The sequence below is a fragment of the Bacillus sp. TE9106W genome (genome assembly GCF_054062215.1).
The window spans coordinates 52,377-70,847 of sequence record NZ_JBSSFA010000008.1; the positions used below are offsets into that span (position 1 = coordinate 52,377).

Annotated in this window: 14 protein-coding genes; 9 read left to right on the forward strand and 5 right to left on the reverse strand. The window is 34.7% G+C overall.

The features are described from left to right. Positions 1-117: 117 nt before the first annotated feature. The gene (locus ACVWY7_RS16000) at positions 118-1,686 is read left to right on the forward strand and encodes a BCCT family transporter (RefSeq protein WP_073524535.1); all 1,569 of its coding nucleotides are present in this window, start codon (positions 118-120) and stop codon (positions 1,684-1,686) included. A gap of 95 nt (positions 1,687-1,781) precedes the next feature. On the opposite strand, the gene ACVWY7_RS16005 is transcribed toward ACVWY7_RS16000, so the two are convergent. Continuing rightward, positions 1,782-3,080: an MFS transporter gene (locus ACVWY7_RS16005; RefSeq protein WP_105989409.1), complete on the reverse strand. Its 1,299-nt coding sequence runs from the start codon at positions 3,078-3,080 to the stop codon at positions 1,782-1,784. A 328-nt stretch (positions 3,081-3,408) separates the two neighbouring features. Between ACVWY7_RS16005 and lytS the strand changes: the two genes are divergently transcribed. The 6 genes from lytS (at position 3,409) to msrB (ending at position 9,615) form a co-directional block, all read left to right on the forward strand. Beyond that, the gene (lytS, locus tag ACVWY7_RS16010; protein ID WP_000933566.1) at positions 3,409-5,178 is read left to right on the forward strand and encodes a two-component system sensor histidine kinase LytS; all 1,770 of its coding nucleotides are present in this window, start codon (positions 3,409-3,411) and stop codon (positions 5,176-5,178) included. Continuing rightward, entirely contained in the window at positions 5,156-5,896 is a 741-nt protein-coding gene (locus ACVWY7_RS16015) for a LytR/AlgR family response regulator transcription factor (protein ID WP_000921829.1), read from the forward strand. Before lytS ends, ACVWY7_RS16015 begins: the two co-directional genes overlap by 23 nt. A gap of 132 nt (positions 5,897-6,028) precedes the next feature. Further along, a complete protein-coding gene (gene lrgA, locus ACVWY7_RS16020; protein WP_072190995.1) occupies positions 6,029-6,460 on the forward strand; it encodes an antiholin-like murein hydrolase modulator LrgA in 432 nt (143 codons plus the stop codon). 34 nt (positions 6,461-6,494) lie between these two features. Continuing rightward, the gene (lrgB, locus tag ACVWY7_RS16025; RefSeq protein WP_000168869.1) at positions 6,495-7,187 is read left to right on the forward strand and encodes an antiholin-like protein LrgB; all 693 of its coding nucleotides are present in this window, start codon (positions 6,495-6,497) and stop codon (positions 7,185-7,187) included. 326 nt (positions 7,188-7,513) lie between these two features. Continuing rightward, positions 7,514-8,548, forward strand: coding sequence for an AI-2E family transporter (locus tag ACVWY7_RS16030; RefSeq protein WP_001166016.1), 1,035 nt, complete (start codon positions 7,514-7,516; stop codon positions 8,546-8,548). Positions 8,549-8,649: 101 nt separating this feature from the next. Beyond that, positions 8,650-9,615, forward strand: a complete 966-nt coding sequence (gene msrB / locus ACVWY7_RS16035) for a peptide-methionine (R)-S-oxide reductase MsrB (protein ID WP_073524533.1) — start codon at positions 8,650-8,652, stop codon at positions 9,613-9,615. A 27-nt stretch (positions 9,616-9,642) separates the two neighbouring features. Here the strand turns inward: msrB and ACVWY7_RS16040 are convergent, their stop codons facing one another. After that, positions 9,643-12,759, reverse strand: coding sequence for an efflux RND transporter permease subunit (locus ACVWY7_RS16040; protein ID WP_001033510.1), 3,117 nt, complete (start codon positions 12,757-12,759; stop codon positions 9,643-9,645). Positions 12,760-12,899: 140 nt separating this feature from the next. Here ACVWY7_RS16040 and ACVWY7_RS16045 point away from each other — a divergent pair, with 140 nt between their 5' ends. Further along, entirely contained in the window at positions 12,900-13,772 is an 873-nt protein-coding gene (locus ACVWY7_RS16045; RefSeq protein WP_000659613.1) for a TetR/AcrR family transcriptional regulator, read from the forward strand. 30 nt (positions 13,773-13,802) lie between these two features. Here the strand turns inward: ACVWY7_RS16045 and ACVWY7_RS16050 are convergent, their stop codons facing one another. Together ACVWY7_RS16050 and ACVWY7_RS16055 are read right to left on the reverse strand one after the other, a co-directional pair. After that, entirely contained in the window at positions 13,803-14,774 is a 972-nt protein-coding gene (locus ACVWY7_RS16050) for a glycosyltransferase family 2 protein (RefSeq protein ID WP_001170713.1), read from the reverse strand. A 36-nt stretch (positions 14,775-14,810) separates the two neighbouring features. Then, on the reverse strand, positions 14,811-15,194 hold the full coding sequence (locus tag ACVWY7_RS16055; RefSeq protein ID WP_000413283.1) for a GtrA family protein: 384 nt from the start codon (positions 15,192-15,194) through the stop codon (positions 14,811-14,813). Between the two features lie 303 nt (positions 15,195-15,497). Here ACVWY7_RS16055 and ACVWY7_RS16060 point away from each other — a divergent pair, with 303 nt between their 5' ends. After that, positions 15,498-16,937 carry a glycosyltransferase family protein gene (locus ACVWY7_RS16060; RefSeq protein WP_000439383.1) on the forward strand — a complete coding sequence of 480 codons (1,440 nt, stop codon included), beginning with the start codon at positions 15,498-15,500 and terminating at the stop codon, positions 16,935-16,937. A 43-nt stretch (positions 16,938-16,980) separates the two neighbouring features. Here the strand turns inward: ACVWY7_RS16060 and ACVWY7_RS16065 are convergent, their stop codons facing one another. After that, positions 16,981-18,432 (reverse strand): ArnT family glycosyltransferase, encoded by a 1,452-nt coding sequence (locus ACVWY7_RS16065; RefSeq protein WP_142395539.1) that lies wholly within the window; start codon positions 18,430-18,432, stop codon positions 16,981-16,983. Between the last annotated feature and the right edge of the window lie 39 nt (positions 18,433-18,471).

The window sequence follows — 18,471 nt, forward strand, 5'->3', positions numbered from 1 at the left end:
ATAAGTGTGTAGAAAATAGATGAATTATTATACTTATATAATCATTGTGTTTTGGGTGTAAACAATAAAACATAATAAAGTTGTTTTTTTAGATTGCTGAGGAAGGAGGAAGTATAAATGAGGATGAAGAGTCGGAAAACGGATTGGCCTGTATTTCTTATTAGTGGTGGCTCACTTTTATTATTTGTAATTGCAGTTTTTTTTAATAAAAGTTACGTAGAGGGAGTCATTAATAGCAGTTTTGCAGCTTCAATTAAATATTTTGGTGCCTTTTGGCAGGTTTTATTAATCGGTACATTTATTGTTGCAATGTGTATGGCGTTCTCGAAATATGGAAGAGTTAAACTTGGGGGATTGGAAAAACCTGAGATTAGTACGACGAAATGGCTTGCTATTATTATGTCGACATTACTTGCCGGAGGTGGCGTTTTTTGGGCAGCTGCAGAGCCGATGTACCACTTGATGACGGTGCCACCGATACATGAGGGTATATCTGCTGGAACGAAAGAAGCGGTCATGCCCGCTTTAGCGCAAAGTTATATGCATTGGGGTTTCTTGGCTTGGACGATTTTAGGGACAATTAGTGCGGTAGTTATGATGTATGGGCATTATCATAAAGGGATGCCATTAAAACCTCGAACGCTTTTATATCCTATTTTTGGAGAGAAATTGCGAAAGAGTTGGCTTGGAACAATGATCGATGTATTTGCCATTATTGCGGTAGCGGCAGGGACGATTGGTCCAATTGGATTTTTAGGCCTACAAGCAAGTTATGGCCTACAAGCATTGTTTAACATCCCGGATGTGTTTACGACTCAATTAGCCATTATTGTTTGTGTAGTAGCTGTTTCTACTATATCTGCGGTAACAGGAATTGATAAAGGGATTCAAATTATAAGTAATTTAAATGTTAGGTTAGCAGTTTTATTAATGCTATTCGTATTACTGTTTGGACCAGGTGGATTTATTATTGATTCATTTGTTTCTTCGTTTGGATTTTATATAAATGAATTTATTCCAATGAGCACATATCGTGGTGATACAACTTGGTTAGGGTCGTGGACAATCTTTTTCTGGGGATGGTTTATTGGGTATGGACCGATGATGGCAATTTTAGTGAGCCGTATTTCAAGAGGAAGAACAATCCGAGAAATCATCGTTGCAATTGGAATTATTGCACCGATTATTACAACGTTTTGGTTTACTATACTAGGGGGATCAGGTGTGTTTTATGAGTTAATGAATCCTGGTTCTATATCGGCAGCATTAAGTGAATCTGGTATGCCAGCGGCTATGATTGCAATTACAGAGCAACTGCCACTCTCTCACATTATTGGACCGGCATTTCTTTTATTAACAATTTTATTTGTAGTAACAACAGGGGATTCAATGGCGTATTCGATTTCAATGGCAGTGACTGGAGATGGAGACCCTAGAATTAGCTTACGAGTGTTTTGGTCGCTTATTATGGGAACCGTTGCAGCGATTCTTTTATACATGGGTGAGGGAAGTATTAATGCGCTGCAATCATTCATCGTAGTAACAGCTGTCCCGGTATCCATTCTGTTATTCCCAATGCTATGGCTAGCGCCAAAAGTTGCGGGGGAATTAGCTTTAAAGCAAGGTATTGTAAAAGAAGAAGAGAAAACCTCCTTCTTGTTCCAAAAAGCTAGTAAATCAAAGTAAATAATTGCATTTATATAAAAAGAGGAAGCATCTCATTTGGGATACTTCCTCTTTCCTGTTTATCCAACTATTTTTTTGAAGGATACAGTTTCAATCTATTCTAATACTTTATCTTTCGTCTCTGGGACACATAATAGCATTGTAACTAAACCGATTGGATAGATAATGAAGATAAGAGATAGTGCTCCCATTACATTACCACCTGCAGCAAGTAATCCGATAATAACAGGCCCAAATCCAGCTAAACCACGTCCTGTACCGAAAATAAAGTTTTCTGCTGTAGAGCGAGCTTCAGCAGGATAGTTTTCAGCCAAAATTGCTCCAAATCCTCCCATCATGCCATTTGCGAAGAATCCAAGCAATGCACTTCCCCATAACAATAATGTTGAATCTGTGAATAAGAAGAAGTAAATGAGACAGTATATAGTACCACCGACATAATAGATTGTAAAAGTTTTACGGCGACCAATTTTATCAGCTAGAATACCAAAAGTTGCAATTCCAATTAACATACCGATCGTAGAGATGAACATCCAACCGCTCGCTTTTGCTAATGTGTAGTTATATTTATTCGCTAAAATGGTTGGCATCCATGTGAAAATTCCATAATATCCGAAGTTTTGGATGAATGACATAATAATAAGACCAATTGTTGTTATCGTTACTTTTTTATTTGCAAATAACTTTCGAAGTGGGAACTTTTTCATTTGCTTTAATTGCTCTGCCTCAGTAGTTGTTAAATTACCTTCAGCTTCTTTTTGTAACAATTCTTTTTTGTATCGTTGTTTTTGTTCCCATATTTTCGGTTCACTTAAACTCTTACGGACATAGACAGCTAGTAAAGCGGGAATGAGTCCAAATAAGAACACAGCTCTCCATCCAAAATGCGGAACGATAAATGCTGGTAGGAGTGAAGCAACTAATACGCCAAATTGCCATCCAAGTGCAACAACTGATGTCGCCTTTGCGCGCATTTCTTTAGACCATGTTTCAGTTACGATGGCCATTCCAATCCCGAACTCACCACCAACTCCCATTCCAACTAAAAAGCGAAGAATTAATAATTGCCAATAATCTGTCGCGAAATAAATAAGTGCTGTCGCTAATGAAAATAGTAAGATTGTAAAGGCCATCGTACGGATACGGCCGAATAAATCAGCAATAAATCCAAATAAATAAGACCCGATCAGCATTCCTATGGTAGTAGCTAATGTTAAGTTTCCACCTTCAACAGGGCTTAAATGAAATTCTTTTAAAATGTAGACGAGTACGAAAGATAAGAGCAACATATCTAAACCTTCTGCTGCATATCCTAGCGCAGAACCAAATAATGTTTTATATCTTTTCTCTTTCGTCTCCTCTGTTGTTGATTGTACATCAGTAGTGACGTTCATCATTATTCCTCCTTATTTTCTTCTACAGTCGCTATGGAAGAATAACAAAAGGCCTTCTCACCTGATATGATGAGAAGGCCAAAAAAGCATACGTATTTCTAAAAAAGAACATACGTATATTGTATTCCGACTTCCTTCTCAACCTCACGGGGTTGGGTTAAAGGACTGTATTATATTACTTTATTTTTAGCACTCTTCTATTAGATTGTCAAATAAAGAGGGAGTTGTTATGTGTAAAATATTGCAAAAAGCATTTCATTCTTCTTGACGCCCACTTCACTATTTCCCGATAATAAAACTAACTACTATAAAAAGGAATGAATCACAGATGCTAAATTTAGTACTTATGATGATTGAACGCGTCGGACTTATTGTTATTTTAGGATTTTTACTTTCGCATATTAAAACATTCAGGCGCCTTCTTCATAAGCAAGATGGTTATGTAGATAAGCTTAAGCTTATTTGTATTTTTTCGGTGTTTACAATTGTAAGCAATTACACCGGGATTGAAATAGCAGGGAATACGATTATGAATGAAAATTGGCTACAGGGTGTTTCTTCATCGAGCACAATCGCGAATACACGTATTATGGGTGTTGGAATTAGTGGATTGCTTGGTGGTCCTATCGTCGGAATTGGAGTAGGATCGATTGCTGGTATTCACCGTTATATGCTTGGCGGGACGACAGCGCTAAGTTGCGCAATCTCTTCAATTTTAGCAGGCGTTATAACTGGATATATTGGATACATTTTTAAAAAGTATAATCGTACAATTACGCCTAAATTTTCAGCAGTTTTAAGTGTGTTTATCGTTTCTTTAGAAATGATTATGATTCTATTAATTGTAGAGGATGGCATTAGCATTGTGAAAACAATTGCGATACCAATGATCCTTGTAAATAGCTTTGGAAGTTTTATTTTACTTTCTATGATACAAGCTATTTTGCGCCAGGAAGAGAACGCAAAGGCACTTCAGACTCATAAGGTATTACGTATTGCAGATAAAACGTTACCGTATTTTCGTCAAGGCTTAACAGAAGAATCTTGTAAGCATGTGGCACAAATTATTCACCGCTTTACAGGAACAGATGCGGTATCCTTAACAGATACAGAGAAAATATTAGCTCATGTTGGATTAGCGTCAGATCACCATATTCCTTCACATAGTTTAATAACCGGTTTGTCGAAAGAAGTATTACATACAGGGAAAATAATGAAAGCGAAATCACGTGAGGTCATTAATTGTCAACATGAAGGCTGTCCTTTGCAAGCGGCGATTGTTATTCCGCTAACTTCACATGGAAATATGATAGGGACATTAAAACTATATTTCAAAAATCCTAACCAGTTAAGTCGTGTGGAAGAGGAATTAGCAGAAGGGTTAGCAAAAATATTCTCTACACAACTTGAATTAGGTGAAGCTGAGTTGCAAAGTAAATTATTGCAAGATGCGGAGATAAAGGCATTACAAGCACAAATTAACCCACACTTTTTATTTAATGCGATTAATACAGTATCAGCTTTATGCCGAACAGATGTAGAAAAAGCAAGAAAGTTATTATTACAGCTTAGCGTGTATTTCCGTTGTAATTTGCAAGGGGCACGTCAGTTATTGATTCCACTAGAACAAGAATTAAACCATGTACAGGCATACTTATCACTAGAACAAGCAAGGTTCCCAAATAAGTATGAAGTAAAGATGTATATTGAGGATGAGCTCAAGACAACTTTAGTACCACCGTTTGTTCTTCAACTATTGGTTGAAAATGCATTGCGACACGCTTTTCCAAAGAAGCAACCCGTATGTGAAGTGGAAGTGCATGTTTTTGAAAAAGAGGGTATGGTTCATTTTGAAGTAAAGGATAATGGACAAGGGATTGAGGAAGAACGTTTAGAACAATTAGGAAAGATGGTAGTTTCGTCAAAGAAAGGGACTGGAACAGCTTTATATAATATTAATGAACGTCTTATTGGGTTATTTGGGAAGGAAACGATGCTTCATATCGAAAGTGAAGTAAATGAGGGGACAGAGATTACTTTTGTTATTCCAAAAAAAGTAGGGGAGGAAGAGCAGATTGTTAAAAGTACTAGTAGTTGATGATGAAATGTTAGCACGTGATGAACTAAAGTATTTATTAGAGAGAACGAAGGAAGTTGAGATAATTGGGGAGGCTGATTGTGTAGAGGACGCATTAGAAGAGTTAATGAAAAACAAACCAGATATTGTTTTCCTAGATATTCAGTTATCGGATGATAACGGATTCGAAATCGCGAATATATTAAAGAAGATGAAAAATCCGCCTGCAATTGTATTTGCGACTGCCTATGATCAATACGCGTTGCAAGCATTTGAAGTAGATGCGTTAGACTATATTTTAAAGCCATTTGATGAAGAACGTATTGTACAAACATTAAAGAAATATAAAAAACAAAAACAATCGCAAATAGAAATGAAGCAAGAAATAAAAGGGGCAGATGTAACGGCAGAGATGCATAAATTAGCATTACCAATTGAGGAATCGATTGTTCTTGTAAATATTGAAGATATTGTATATGTAGGGCTTGTGGACGGAAAAGTGACAGTAAAAACAGTGAGGGAAACATATGTAACACACGATACGCTTGTAATTTTGGAAAAGAAGTTGCCACAAGCAAGTTTCATGCGTGTCCATCGTAGTTTTATTGCAAATATTAATCATATTACTGAAATTCAGCCATGGTTCAACTCTACTTATAATTTAATTATGAAAGAAGGATCAAAGGTACCTGTTAGTCGTACATATGCAAAAGAACTCAAGAAGCTGCTTCGTATTTAAGAAGCAGCTTTTGTATTTCATCCTTTTATATTTGTAACTGATTCTGTATATTTGACGTTCCATTATGTAAACGCTTACTAGAGCGGTTATATCCTATACAATAAAGGTACCAAATCGAAAGAGGTGGCCAAAATGAGTACAAAAAAAGTATATAGTTTCTTATCACAAGCATTCATATTCTCAGCTATTATGTTAATTTCTAATATTATTGCAACACATTTACCAATTCCAATGCCCTCATCGGTAATCGGGTTAGTCATTTTATTTAGTCTATTATGCTTAAAGGTTATTAAATTGGAACAAGTTGAATCACTTGGAACAGCTTTAACAGGTATTATCGGATTCCTTTTCGTCCCATCAGGTATTTCAGTTATTAATTCCCTTGGTGTAATGGGACAATATTTTGTACAAATCTTAACTGTAATTGTTGTCGCAACAGTTATTTTACTTGCTGTAACAGGATTATTTGCACAATTTATTTTAGGAAAAGATGAAAAAGAAACAGAAGATACAAAAGAATTGAAAGTAGTAAATAAAGGACGCAAGCACGGAAGAGTTGCGTAACCATTGTAGTATATATTGTTAGGAGGTAATGGACATGGCAAGCACAATGACTCCATATTTCGGAATCGTCGTTTCATTAATCGCATACGGAATCGGAACATTATTGTTTAAGCATTCAAAAGGCTTCTTCTTATTTACACCGTTATTCGTAGCAATGGTTTTAGGGATTGTCTTTCTAAAAGTAGGTAACTTCACTTTTGAAGAGTATAATACTGGCGGAAAAATGATTAGCTTCTTCTTAGAACCAGCAACTATCGCCTTTGCAATTCCATTATATAAACAAGTTGATAAGTTAAAAAAATATTGGTGGCAAATTTTATCAGCTATCGTAGTTGGATCTATTTGCTCAGTAATTGTCGTATTCATTGTTGCAAAAGCAATTGGCCTAGATACAGCAGTAATGAATTCAATGTTACCACAAGCAGCAACAACAGCAATTGCGTTACCAATCTCTGAAAGCATTGGTGGTATACCAGCAATTACATCCTTTGCAGTAATCTTTAACGCAGTTATTGTATACGCATTAGGAGCATTATTCTTAAAAACATTTAGAGTGAAACATCCAATTGCAAAAGGTTTAGCACTTGGAACAGCGGGTCACGCATTAGGAGTGGCAGTAGGAATTGAAATGGGTGAAGTAGAGGCAGCTATGGCAAGTATTGCTGTAACGGTAGTTGGGGTTGTAACTGTAGTTGTCATACCGATGTTTATGCCGTTTATTGGATAGGAAAACTTACTTAAAAAAATGAGAAAAGCAAGCTATTTGTAGGACAGATTTCTACTGATAGCTTGCTTTTTATGTTACAGTAGTGGTAAGACCTCTTTTAACAAAATGTAAGTTTCCTTAAATCTTTATTAATACTTTGTAGAATACGTTTTGAATTAGGTCATTGTATTGTAAAATAAGAAGTAAGCTACTATAGATCTGCTAAGGTAGGCGTATAATGAGCTTATAAAAATCTTAATATGAATGAATAATTAAAAGTAGAAAAGAGAGAAAAATCTACTTATTAACGTTTTACTTTATAGGACAGGAGAGAGTACTCGTCGATTATGCAAATAAAAAACCTGTTTCAAAGCAAAGGATTTCAGAGGTTACTCGTATTAGTAATACTTGCTCTCGTGTTATATGGGCTGCAAAGTATGTTGAATTTAATATTAATTACGTTTATTCTTACGTATTTAATGGATCGATTTCAAAAGTTTATTTCTCGCAAATTAGACCACTTTATGCCCATTAATCGAAAGCTTATTATAGCATTTCTATATGTCATGTTAATTGGTGGAATTGCTATTACGCTATTTAAATATTTACCAGTGTTAACAATACAAATTTCACAATTAATTTATCAATTTAACGTATTTTTAAGAAACCCACCAGATAGTGAATTAATTAAGTATGCAGTTAATGCTGTCAATCATATGGAACTTTCGAAGTATGTAGGACAAGGCGTTGACATTTTGTATAAATCGATTACGAATGTTGGAAAATTTGGCCTTCAAGTGTTACTTTCTTTAATCTTAAGTCTATTTTTCTTATTGGAGAAAGCTCGCATCGTTGCTTTTACTGCAAAATTTAAAGAAAGTCGACTTGCAATTTTCTATACTGAAATTGAGTACTTCGGTAAGAAATTTGCACGTTCATTCGGAAAAGTAATCGAAGCCCAATTTTTAATTGCAGTTGTTAACTGCGTTTTATCCGTTATTGCACTATGGATATTAGGATTCCCACAATTATTAGGTTTAGCATTAATGATCTTTTTACTCGGTTTAATTCCAGTAGCTGGGGTTATCATTTCGTTATTCCCGCTTTGTATGATTGCTTACAATATCGGCGGTATTATGTACGTGGTTTATATTTTAGTTATCGTAACAGTCATTCATGCGCTTGAAAGTTACGTGTTAAATCCGAAGTTTATGTCGCAAAAAACAAACTTACCGATTTTCTATACGTTTATGGTATTAATCTTCTCAGAACACTTCTTAGGTGTATGGGGATTAATTATCGGTATTCCAATCTTCATTTTCTTATTAGATGTCTTAGATGTAACAAGTGATGAAATGGAGAAGGACGTTGGAAAAAAATAAAGCGAAGAAAAGAAAAAGCATCGATGTTCGATGCTTTTTCTTTTATAACATGATGTTTCTTATGCCATACTGTAAGGAGAAGATAGAATAGGGGTGAAGTAATGGTTGTAAATGAAAAGGTAGAGTTAGCTACATTTGCTGGAGGATGCTTCTGGTGTATGGTTTCGCCATTTGAAGAGATGGAAGGAATTATAAAGGTTGTTTCTGGCTATACAGGTGGTCATAAAGAGAATCCGACATATAAAGAAGTATGTTCAGAAACGACGGGACATTATGAGGCAGTACAAATTACATTTGATGCAGATAAAATGCCGTATGAGGAGTTATTAAATATATATTGGAGACAAATTGATCCGACTGATGTAGGCGGGCAATTCCACGATCGCGGACAGTCTTACGAAACAGTGATTTTTTATCATAATGAAGAACAACATAAAAAAGCAGAGGCTTCAAAAGAAGAGCTTGCAAAGAGCGGGCGCTTTTCAAAGCCGATTGCGACAAAAATATTGCCAGCTGCTACGTTTTATCCGGCTGAAGAATATCACCAAGGATATCATAAGAAAAACACATTTCGCTACGAGTTATACCGTAAGGGCTCAGGGCGAGATGCATTTATTAAGCAACATTGGCCAAAGGATAATGCTCATTTAAAAGAAAAACTGAATGAGATGCAATTTTATGTAACACAGGAAAATGGTACAGAACCACCATTTCGAAATGAGTATTGGAATCATAAAGAAGAAGGTCTTTATGTAGATATCGTTTCAGGTGAACCGTTATTTACTTCTTTAGACAAGTTTGATAGTGGATGTGGTTGGCCTAGTTTTACGAAGCCGGTTATGTCAGCAAGTGTGAAAGAGAAAATGGATGTGAGTCATAATATGACGCGTACAGAAGTGAGAAGTAAGGAAGGAGATTCACATCTCGGGCACGTATTTCCAGATGGTCCAGGACCGAATGGACTTCGTTATTGTATAAATTCAGCAGCTCTTCGATTTATTCCAAAAGAGGAATTAGAAAAAGAAGGCTATGGTGATTTCCTAATCTTGTTTGGAAATAAAAAATAACCTCGCAGTTAGCGAGGTTATTTTTTGTTATTTTGCTTTTTTCTTTTTGAACTTGCTTAATACTTCATAAACGATTGGAACAATAAGAAGTGTTAATAATGTTGAACTTGTTAATCCACCAATTACTGTTACACCAAGTCCTTTAGAAATTAAGCCGCTACCTTCAAATCCTAATGCAAGCGGGATAAGGGCACCGATTGTTGCAATTGCAGTCATTAAAATCGGGCGAAGGCGTGTTGCACCAGCTTCTAATAAAGCTTCACGTGTTGATAGACCTTCATTTTCTTTATGAATAACGCGGTCGATAAGCACGATTGCGTTTGTTACAACGATACCGATTAACATAAGCGCACCGATCATTGCAGAGACACTTAACGTTTCACCAGAGATTAGTAAGGCAACAAGAGCTCCGATGATTGTAAATGGTAGCGAGAATAAAATTGCGAATGGTGCAAGAGCACCGCCAAATGTAACGACAAGAACGAAGTATACAATGGCAATCGCAGCTAACATCGCTAAGCCAAGTTGTTTGAATGATTCTTCAATATCTTTTGTAACGCCGCCCATAGAAACATCTACGCCAGAAGGAAGATCCATTTTATCTACTTCTTTTTGAACCGCGGCGGATGCTTTTGAAACATCATCAGATGTTAGTTTTGCACTTACTTCCGCATAAACACGGCCATCGCGGTGTTTCACTGTATTCGAAGTTTCTCCTTCTTTTACAGTCATGACATCTTTCACAGCCACTTCATTACCAAGTGGCGTTGTAATTTTACGATTTGTTAAGTCATCGATTGTTTCATAAGTTTGTTTTTCAGCTTCTACATATACATTGACATCTTTACCGTCTTTTTTAATTGTTGTCAGAACAGGGCGATCATGTTGATTAGAAAGTCCCATTCCGATTTGTGCAGCTGTTAGACCCATTTTACTTAGTTTTTCCTGATCAGCGACTAAAGTGTATTCTGCATATGTTTTTGCAATACTAGAGTCTATATCCTTTAAGTCTTTATTTTTCTTCATGATATTTTGAATATCTTTTACGACAGGCTTAATGTCTTCCGAGCTATCTCCGTAAACGTATAGTTTGATTTCGTTACTACCGCCACTTGCTCCGAAGTCTTGGTTTTTCCATTCGCCTTTTCCAGACATTTTCTGTAAATCTTTAACGACTTGTTCTTTCTCTTTTTCGAAGTTTTTTGTGTCGTTATCATATTGTACGAAGAACATTGCTTGGTTTGATTGACCAGGACTCATTGGGTTTTCGCCACCTAATGAGAATTGAATTGTTTTGACGTCTTTATTATCTTGGAAGTGCTTCTCGGCTTTCGTTGCAATTTTTTCAACGTCTTCTAACGTTTGACCTGGTTCAGGGTTGTACGTTGCAATGATCATTTTTTCTTCTTCAGATGGTAAGAAACTTACACCGATAATTGGCACAAGTGCAAGACTACCAACTAATAGAAGGACAGCGATACTTGATGTAATAATTTTGTGATTTAAAGCCCATGCAAGTATGCGTTTATAAATATTTGCTAATTTACTTGGTTTTTCTTCATGATGTACTTCTTTTTCTCTCATGCTCTCTTTTTTAAATAAAGAATGAGCTAGCATTGGCACAATTGTAACTGCCACTAGTAATGATGCTAATAAAGCGAAGACGATAGTTAAGGCGAATGGTAAGAACATCTCGCCAATCATACCTTTTACTAGTCCAAGCGGTAAGAATACAGCAATTGTTACAATGGTAGAAGACATAATCGGGATAAACATTTCTTTCGTAGCTTCACGAATTAAATCTTTTCCGCGTAATTTCTCTTCTGACAACGACATACGTCGGTAAATATTTTCAATAACAACAATAGAGTCATCCACAACACGCCCGATAGCGACTGTCATTGCTCCGAGCGTCATAATGTTAAGTGTAATATCCATTTGCTTTATGACTAATACAGCAATTAATAAAGAAAGTGGTATGGAAACGACAGAGATTAATGTTGTTCGGATATTTCGTAGGAACAGCATAATAATAACAATCGCAAAAATAGCACCAAAAATGGCTTTGCTCAGCATTGTTTCTACTGATTTCTCAATAGGTGCACCTTGGTCGAATGTTGAAATAATCTCTAAGTCTTTATATTTTTTCTCAAGTTCTTTTACTTTATCTTTCACTGCATTTACAACATCAACTGTGTTGGCGTCAGCAGCTTTGACAATTTGAATTCCAATTGCTTCTTTTCCATTTGTTCGAGAAATAGATTCTGCTTTTCCGACTTCCTTAATGTCAGCAATTTCGTCTAATGTAACTGTCGGAATCCCGTTCATAGCGGCTGGATTCATTTGCGGCATTTGTGCACCAGCTCCAGCAGTTTGACTTCCTTGACTGCTTGCTGATGAAGGAACAGCAGGGATTTTTAGTTCTTTTAATGCTTTCATTGTTGTAATATTTCCATCTACAACAACTGATTTTTCTGTGTCTTTAAATGTATATAGGCCAAGTGGTAAAGATACGTCCGATCCTTTAATTACATTTTTCACAGTATCTTCACTTAAACCTAATTCTTTCAACTTATCTTTTTTAAAGACAAGTTGTACTTCATCTACTTGTTGACCTGAAATTTGAACAGATGCGACCCCATCAAGTCCTTTTAATCCTGGAACAACATTTTTTTCTACATTTTCAGTTAAGGTAGCTAAAGATTCATTTTTACTTGCTACACTTAATGAAATAACAGGAAAGGCATTGAAGTTTACACGTGAAACTTTCGGATCCTTTACGCCTTCTGGCAGTTTTACATTTGCAAGAGCGTCTTTTATTTCCGTTTCAGCCTTTTCCATATTTTTATCAAAATCATATTCTACCTGAATAGAAGATGCATTTTGAAAAGATGATGAACTAACAACATTTACACCACTTAAATTTTGCAGTTGCTCTTCCATCGGTTTTGAAACTTTATCAGCTACTTCTTCTGGTGTAGCACCAGGATAAACCGTGGTTACTGTTACAACAGGTGTTGTAATATCAGGAATTGTTTCCAGCTTCATATTTAGCCCAGAATAAATACCTGCAATGGTAACGATAATGGTTAGTAGCCAAACTGCGAACTTATTTTTTAACGAAAAATTAATAATTTTGTTCATGTTTGCGCTCCCTTTGTATTGTATTGACCAACTGGTCAGTCTAATACATAATATAACTGACTGATTGGTCAGCCGTCAATGAAAAGGAATGGTATAATGAATTCATAATAAGATGCGAGATTAAATTTAGGAGAGACGATATGAAAGAAAAAGAGCGCTTAATTATAGAGATGGCTATGAAGTTATTTGCGACTAAGGGTGTAAATGCGACATCAGTGCAGGAAATTGTGACAGCTTGTGGCATATCTAAGGGAGCCTTTTATTTATACTTTAAATCGAAAGAGGAACTTTTATTAGCAACACTTCGATATTACTATGACAAGATTCAAAACAAAATGATGGATATTGAAAAAGAGTCGTTATTGCCACGTGAAAAATTTGCAAAACAACTGCATTGCCAGTTTAACGATATACAAAAGCATAAAGAATTCATTATTATGCATGCCAGAGAAAATGCTATTCCCTTTAATAAAGAAGTAGAAGAATTTATGATGCGGATGAAGTTAGAGTCTCACGCATTTTATCGAAATAGTTTACTGTCTATTTATGGTGATAAGGTTATGCCATATTTATTAGATTTAGTCATTATGGTAGAAGGCATATGCCGTGGATATTTAGAACTAATTATTTTACAAGCGCCAGAAATCGACTTATCTTACGTCTCTGCGTTTATTTTGAAAAGAGTAGACGATTTAGTAGATGGATTGGTAAAATCTTCGGAAGAACCTGTGTTACATGAAGAAAAGCTTGGAGAATTTCTTTGTAAATCAGAGCTTATTAAGGAGCAGGTTAAGGAACATTTTTTAAAAGAAATTATTGTGTTTAAACGTACATTAGCGGATCAATTAGAAGATGAGGAATTGCTTGTTACGTTAGATGTTTTAGAGGCAGAAATGAGGTTACTAAATCCAAGGATTCCGGTTATACAAGGAATGCTGTCTAATTTAGAAGTATATCCAAATTTAAAAGAATTTCGTTTGAGACTTATGGGCTATTACAATATAAAAAGGTAACAATGATAGTTTTCATTGTTACCTTTTTTATTATGCATTCACTTTTTCTTTTTTCAGTGCAGCCTCTTCTTGGTCAATGTTGATTGTTTCTTTTACGATATAAATCGGACGGTTTTTACTTTCGTCATAAATACGAGCGATATACTGACCAACGATTCCAAGACCAAGTAATTGAATACCGCTAAAGAATGTAATAGCAACCATAATAGATGCCCAACCTGTTTGTGTACCATTGCCGATAATTTTCACAGTAATTGTATATAGTAAGACAATTATAGAAATCAGAACTGATAATAAACCTAAAGACATAACGATGCGTAATGGCTTTGTCGAAAATGCAATAATGCCGTCAGATGCAAATTTAATCATTTTCTTTAATGGATATTTTGTTTCACCAGCAAAGCGCTCATCACGTTCATATTCAACATACGTTTGGCGGAAGCCAACCCAAGACATCATACCGCGGATGAAGCGATTTCGCTCAGTCATTTGATTGAAAACATCAGCTACTTTGCGATCGATGATTCGGAAATCACCAGTATCTTTTGGGATATCGATATCAGACATGTAGTTTAAGAACTTATAGAAATATTTAGCTGTTAAAAGTTTAAACCAAGTTTCACCTTTACGTTGCTTACGTTTTGCATAAACAACTTCATATCCTTCTTCCCATTTTGCAATAAGTTCAGGAATAACTTCAGGTGGATCTTGTAAGTCTGCATCTATAATTACAATAGCGTCACCTTTTGCAGCAGCAATACCAGCTGTAACAGCTACTTGGTGACCAAAGTTACGAGCGAAATTAACGATTTTTGTACGGTAATCATTTGCTGCAATCTCAGATAAGATTTCCATTGTACGATCTGTACTACCGTCGTTTACAAAGACAAACTCGTAATTAATATCATTTTGAAGCATAACGGACTTTAAACGGTTATAACATTCCTGTGCTACTTCTTCCTCGAAGTACATAGGAACTACAACCGAGATTAATTTTTGCATGTTGTATCCTCCGTATTTTTAATAAATTGTTTCAGTTTAATTAGTAGCCTTTTCCGTTTGGTTGAATGTCCAAATTTTATTAAGGACAAAATTTATAACCATTCCGACACCAATTGCGAAGATCTGTGCAATTAATTTATTGACAGTAAGTTTATCTACCAATATAAATAAACATAATGTATTAAAACCCAATACAATTAAATTTACAGTTAGAAATTTAAAGAACATTGACGTGCTTTTATTATTAGGTTTAAACACCCAATTTTTATTCCAATAGTAGCTATTGGCAACACCAATTAAATAGGCAATGGTATTCGCAATCAGGTAGTTCATCCCGAATTTTAATAATATCCAAAAGCTAATAATTGTAATGAGTGTATTAAAGATCCCTACTAAACCAAACTTTAAGAGTTTCTCCATAATAGTATCCTCAACTTTATAAAATGTATAAACAAAACAGGAAATGTAGAAAGGTTACTCGTACATAACAACTATCAATTATAGCATAATTTATGCTAAGATGTTATATGTTTTGGGCGAATACCATTTTAGGATATAGAATAAATCTGTCAATAATAAAAATGGTTATTTAAAATTGGTATACTTTGAAATATAAAAGCAAACATGGAAATCATGGTAATATTAATGTATAGTAGCTGGTAGTGTAATTTTTTTAGGAAATATAATGTTTTGCCATATAAATATGTTAAGGAGTGAATTTTTTTGGAACGCTTTTCTGGATTATTTTCAACTTTTTCTACACGTGCCATATACGGCATTTATAGCTTTTTCGTTGCAATATTAATTTTTGATTATTTTTCAGATACTCAAAAGTATAATTATGTAATGATATTAGTTGGAGTTTTATTATTATGTACAATTGGAAACTTTATACTTAGCAGTGGATCGCTATATCTTGAAAGAGTAAATGAAAAAATATGTTTTTTTGTACTACTAATTATTTGTTTAGCAGTGAAAACTGCATGGATTGTTACATATAAGATTGATCCGATTGGTGATTATGAAGCCTTTTTCAATACTGCAAAAGCATTAGGTGATAACTTTGTTATTCATGATAGATATGTAGCACTATTTCCACATATTTTTGGTTATGCTTCATTCTTAAGTATCTTCCTAAAAATATTTGGGGCAAACTTTATGATTCCGCCAATTATTAATGTTGTTTTAACTACAATTTCGATGGGATTAATATATTTTATAGCTAGACGAATTGGTGGAGTGAGAACAGCGATAACAGCAAGTGTTTTATGGATTCTCTTACCATCACAAACGATGTATAACATGTTTGCACTTTCAGAACCGTTGTATTGTACAATACTGTTATTAGCCTGGGCAATTATGATAATTGTTTATGATAAAATTGAAAATATGAAGATTGCAAAAGTTCTTATGTATTCAATTCTATTAGCTGCATTACTTGTATTAATAAATATGGCAAGACCAATTGCAGCAGTGCCAATTATAGCCTTAGCGATATGGATGTTTATTATAGATACAAAGCATATCGGGAATAAAAAGCTACTTATTAATAAGTTGGCATACGTAGGGGTTATCATTATTGGATACTTAATGATGTCTTCAGCGGCAAATCATTATGTAACATTACGTTTAGGTGAAGAGATAGCAACAGTGCCGGGATACAACATTCATGTAGGATTTAATAAGGGAGCCTCAGGAACATGGAATCCAGGAGATTCAGCGTTACTATATCATTATAGTGGTCAACCAGGATGGAGTGCTCAAGACGTTCAAAAGCAAATGCTTGAAGAAGCGAAAAAGAGAATCAAAAACGATGATATAGATTTCGGGAAACTAATGTATGATAAATTTATTATCTTTTTAGGTAATGATGATCAAGCTGTTAAATATGCAGATCCAATTATGGACCATAAAGTACGCTATACTATAATTTCTAATGTTTTCTATTACTTTTTACTAGTTACTTCACTGTTCGGAGCGTTAGTAGCTATAAAAAATAAAAATAAATCTTCACTTTTAATTATTTGTTTATATGTGATTGGGCTAACAATGGCACAAATGATAGTAGAAGTAGCACCGAGATATCATTATTCGGCTACAATACCTATGATCTTTTTAGCTGCTTTTGGCATTAAGCATATTTACAATAAAAAAAGAATATAAATAAAAAGCGTAAGCTCGGTAATTGCACCGAGCTTACGCTTTTTTATTTGGCCTTTCTTTTAGACATGAGATGATAAACTACATATAACCCATAACCTTGAATGATTGTAAAGCTAGGGATGATAAAGTATCGATATCTTGTTTGATATTCTATTAAGAAGTGAATCGTTATATAACCAATTATTAATAATAAAAATAGTGTGTAATGTGTGTTGTTCTGCTTCGTTAATAAGAGATAAAGCGTTGCTAACGTACCAAATAACATCGTTGTAATATAAATATACTTGTCGTATGTTTTAAGATCATCTTGTAAGGTAACCATATCACTCTCTGTGTTACTTAGTGTTGCCAGGCTCCATACTGGGGCGGAATCATAATCTGCCCACATAATCGTGAATTTATCACCAAATAAAGATAAAACCTTTTCTGGATCAGCTAGTCGCTCTTGAATCAATTTCTTCTCAACGGCTTCTCGTTCTTTTCCAAGCTTAAAGGACATAACATATTCTACATCTGCTGAAGAATATCCACCTCTTGTTTCGTGATTAAGTCCTACTGTGAATTTCCAAAGAGGATCTCGGTTAGATAACGGATATTGTGTAATTCCGGTATATATAAATGAAGAGCTTATAATGTAATGAACAAGATAAAAAACGATGAAAATCCCAGAAAGTTTTTTTATAGAAGTTAAAATATCCTGTTTTGATTTTCCTAATATACCTTGTAAAAAGACGTAAAGAGCTACTGCAATCAAGACGAAAGCGCCAAGTGGACGCATAATATCTCCTAAGGCTAGGAAGATCCCTATAAAAATCCACATATATTTATGGGTTAGACCTTTTGTAATTAATAAGTAAAATCCAAGATAAAATAGGAATGTGGCAATATGTTGATTCGTTAGTAAAGAGCTCAATACAATGCTAGGGATATATAATGCATATAGTAATCCAGCCATTCTTCCAGCCCATTCATTAAAAACATATGAAGTTATTTTGTAAACTAGCCATGTTGTTCCTGTGCAATACATTATATTTAAAAGTTTTAGAAGGAAAGGCCCTTCGCCGAATAACTTAATAATGAAAGCTTGGTACATTGTAAAGCCAAGTTGATAAACCCATGAAGTATAATAGTCGTCTTGTGCAAAACTAAAATCGCCTTTAGTAGCTTGAATAGCACTATTGTACATCACTGAAAAATCTGATTCGATAGGGGTTGGAACGTTGAGAACCCAAATTAATCGAACAGAAAAAGCTAAAACAATGAGTGAAACGGTAAATGTAAATGTAGACATATACTTGTTAGAAATATAGCCAATAAGCAAAAATAGAAGACCTATTAAAATAATAATCGGGATTATAATAAAGGAATGCGTGTCGGTTTTTTCTTGAATGATGCCTATTGATTGCCACGTTATAGCAGCAGAAATAATTAGACATAGTACTAATAAGCACTTTACAAAAAACGTATTAAGCTTTAGGGGGAATGTGTGTTGCATTATTAAAAACTCCTTATCAAATTGCATGGTTATTTTAAA

What these genes read in the sequence shown, in the direction of transcription:
- ACVWY7_RS16000 (WP_073524535.1), top strand. Translation starts at nt 118, where the DNA reads ATGAGGATGAAGAGTCGGAAAACGGATTGGCCTGTATTTCTTATTAGT.
- ACVWY7_RS16005 (WP_105989409.1), bottom strand. Translation starts at nt 3,080, where the DNA reads ATGAACGTCACTACTGATGTACAATCAACAACAGAGGAGACGAAAGAG.
- lytS (WP_000933566.1), top strand. Translation starts at nt 3,409, where the DNA reads ATGCTAAATTTAGTACTTATGATGATTGAACGCGTCGGACTTATTGTT.
- lrgA (WP_072190995.1), top strand. Translation starts at nt 6,029, where the DNA reads ATGAGTACAAAAAAAGTATATAGTTTCTTATCACAAGCATTCATATTC.
- lrgB (WP_000168869.1), top strand. Translation starts at nt 6,495, where the DNA reads ATGGCAAGCACAATGACTCCATATTTCGGAATCGTCGTTTCATTAATC.
- ACVWY7_RS16030 (WP_001166016.1), top strand. Translation starts at nt 7,514, where the DNA reads ATGCAAATAAAAAACCTGTTTCAAAGCAAAGGATTTCAGAGGTTACTC.
- msrB (WP_073524533.1), top strand. Translation starts at nt 8,650, where the DNA reads ATGGTTGTAAATGAAAAGGTAGAGTTAGCTACATTTGCTGGAGGATGC.
- ACVWY7_RS16040 (WP_001033510.1), bottom strand. Translation starts at nt 12,759, where the DNA reads ATGAACAAAATTATTAATTTTTCGTTAAAAAATAAGTTCGCAGTTTGG.
- ACVWY7_RS16045 (WP_000659613.1), top strand. Translation starts at nt 12,900, where the DNA reads ATGAAAGAAAAAGAGCGCTTAATTATAGAGATGGCTATGAAGTTATTT.
- ACVWY7_RS16050 (WP_001170713.1), bottom strand. Translation starts at nt 14,774, where the DNA reads ATGCAAAAATTAATCTCGGTTGTAGTTCCTATGTACTTCGAGGAAGAA.
- ACVWY7_RS16055 (WP_000413283.1), bottom strand. Translation starts at nt 15,194, where the DNA reads ATGGAGAAACTCTTAAAGTTTGGTTTAGTAGGGATCTTTAATACACTC.
- ACVWY7_RS16065 (WP_142395539.1), bottom strand. Translation starts at nt 18,432, where the DNA reads ATGCAACACACATTCCCCCTAAAGCTTAATACGTTTTTTGTAAAGTGC.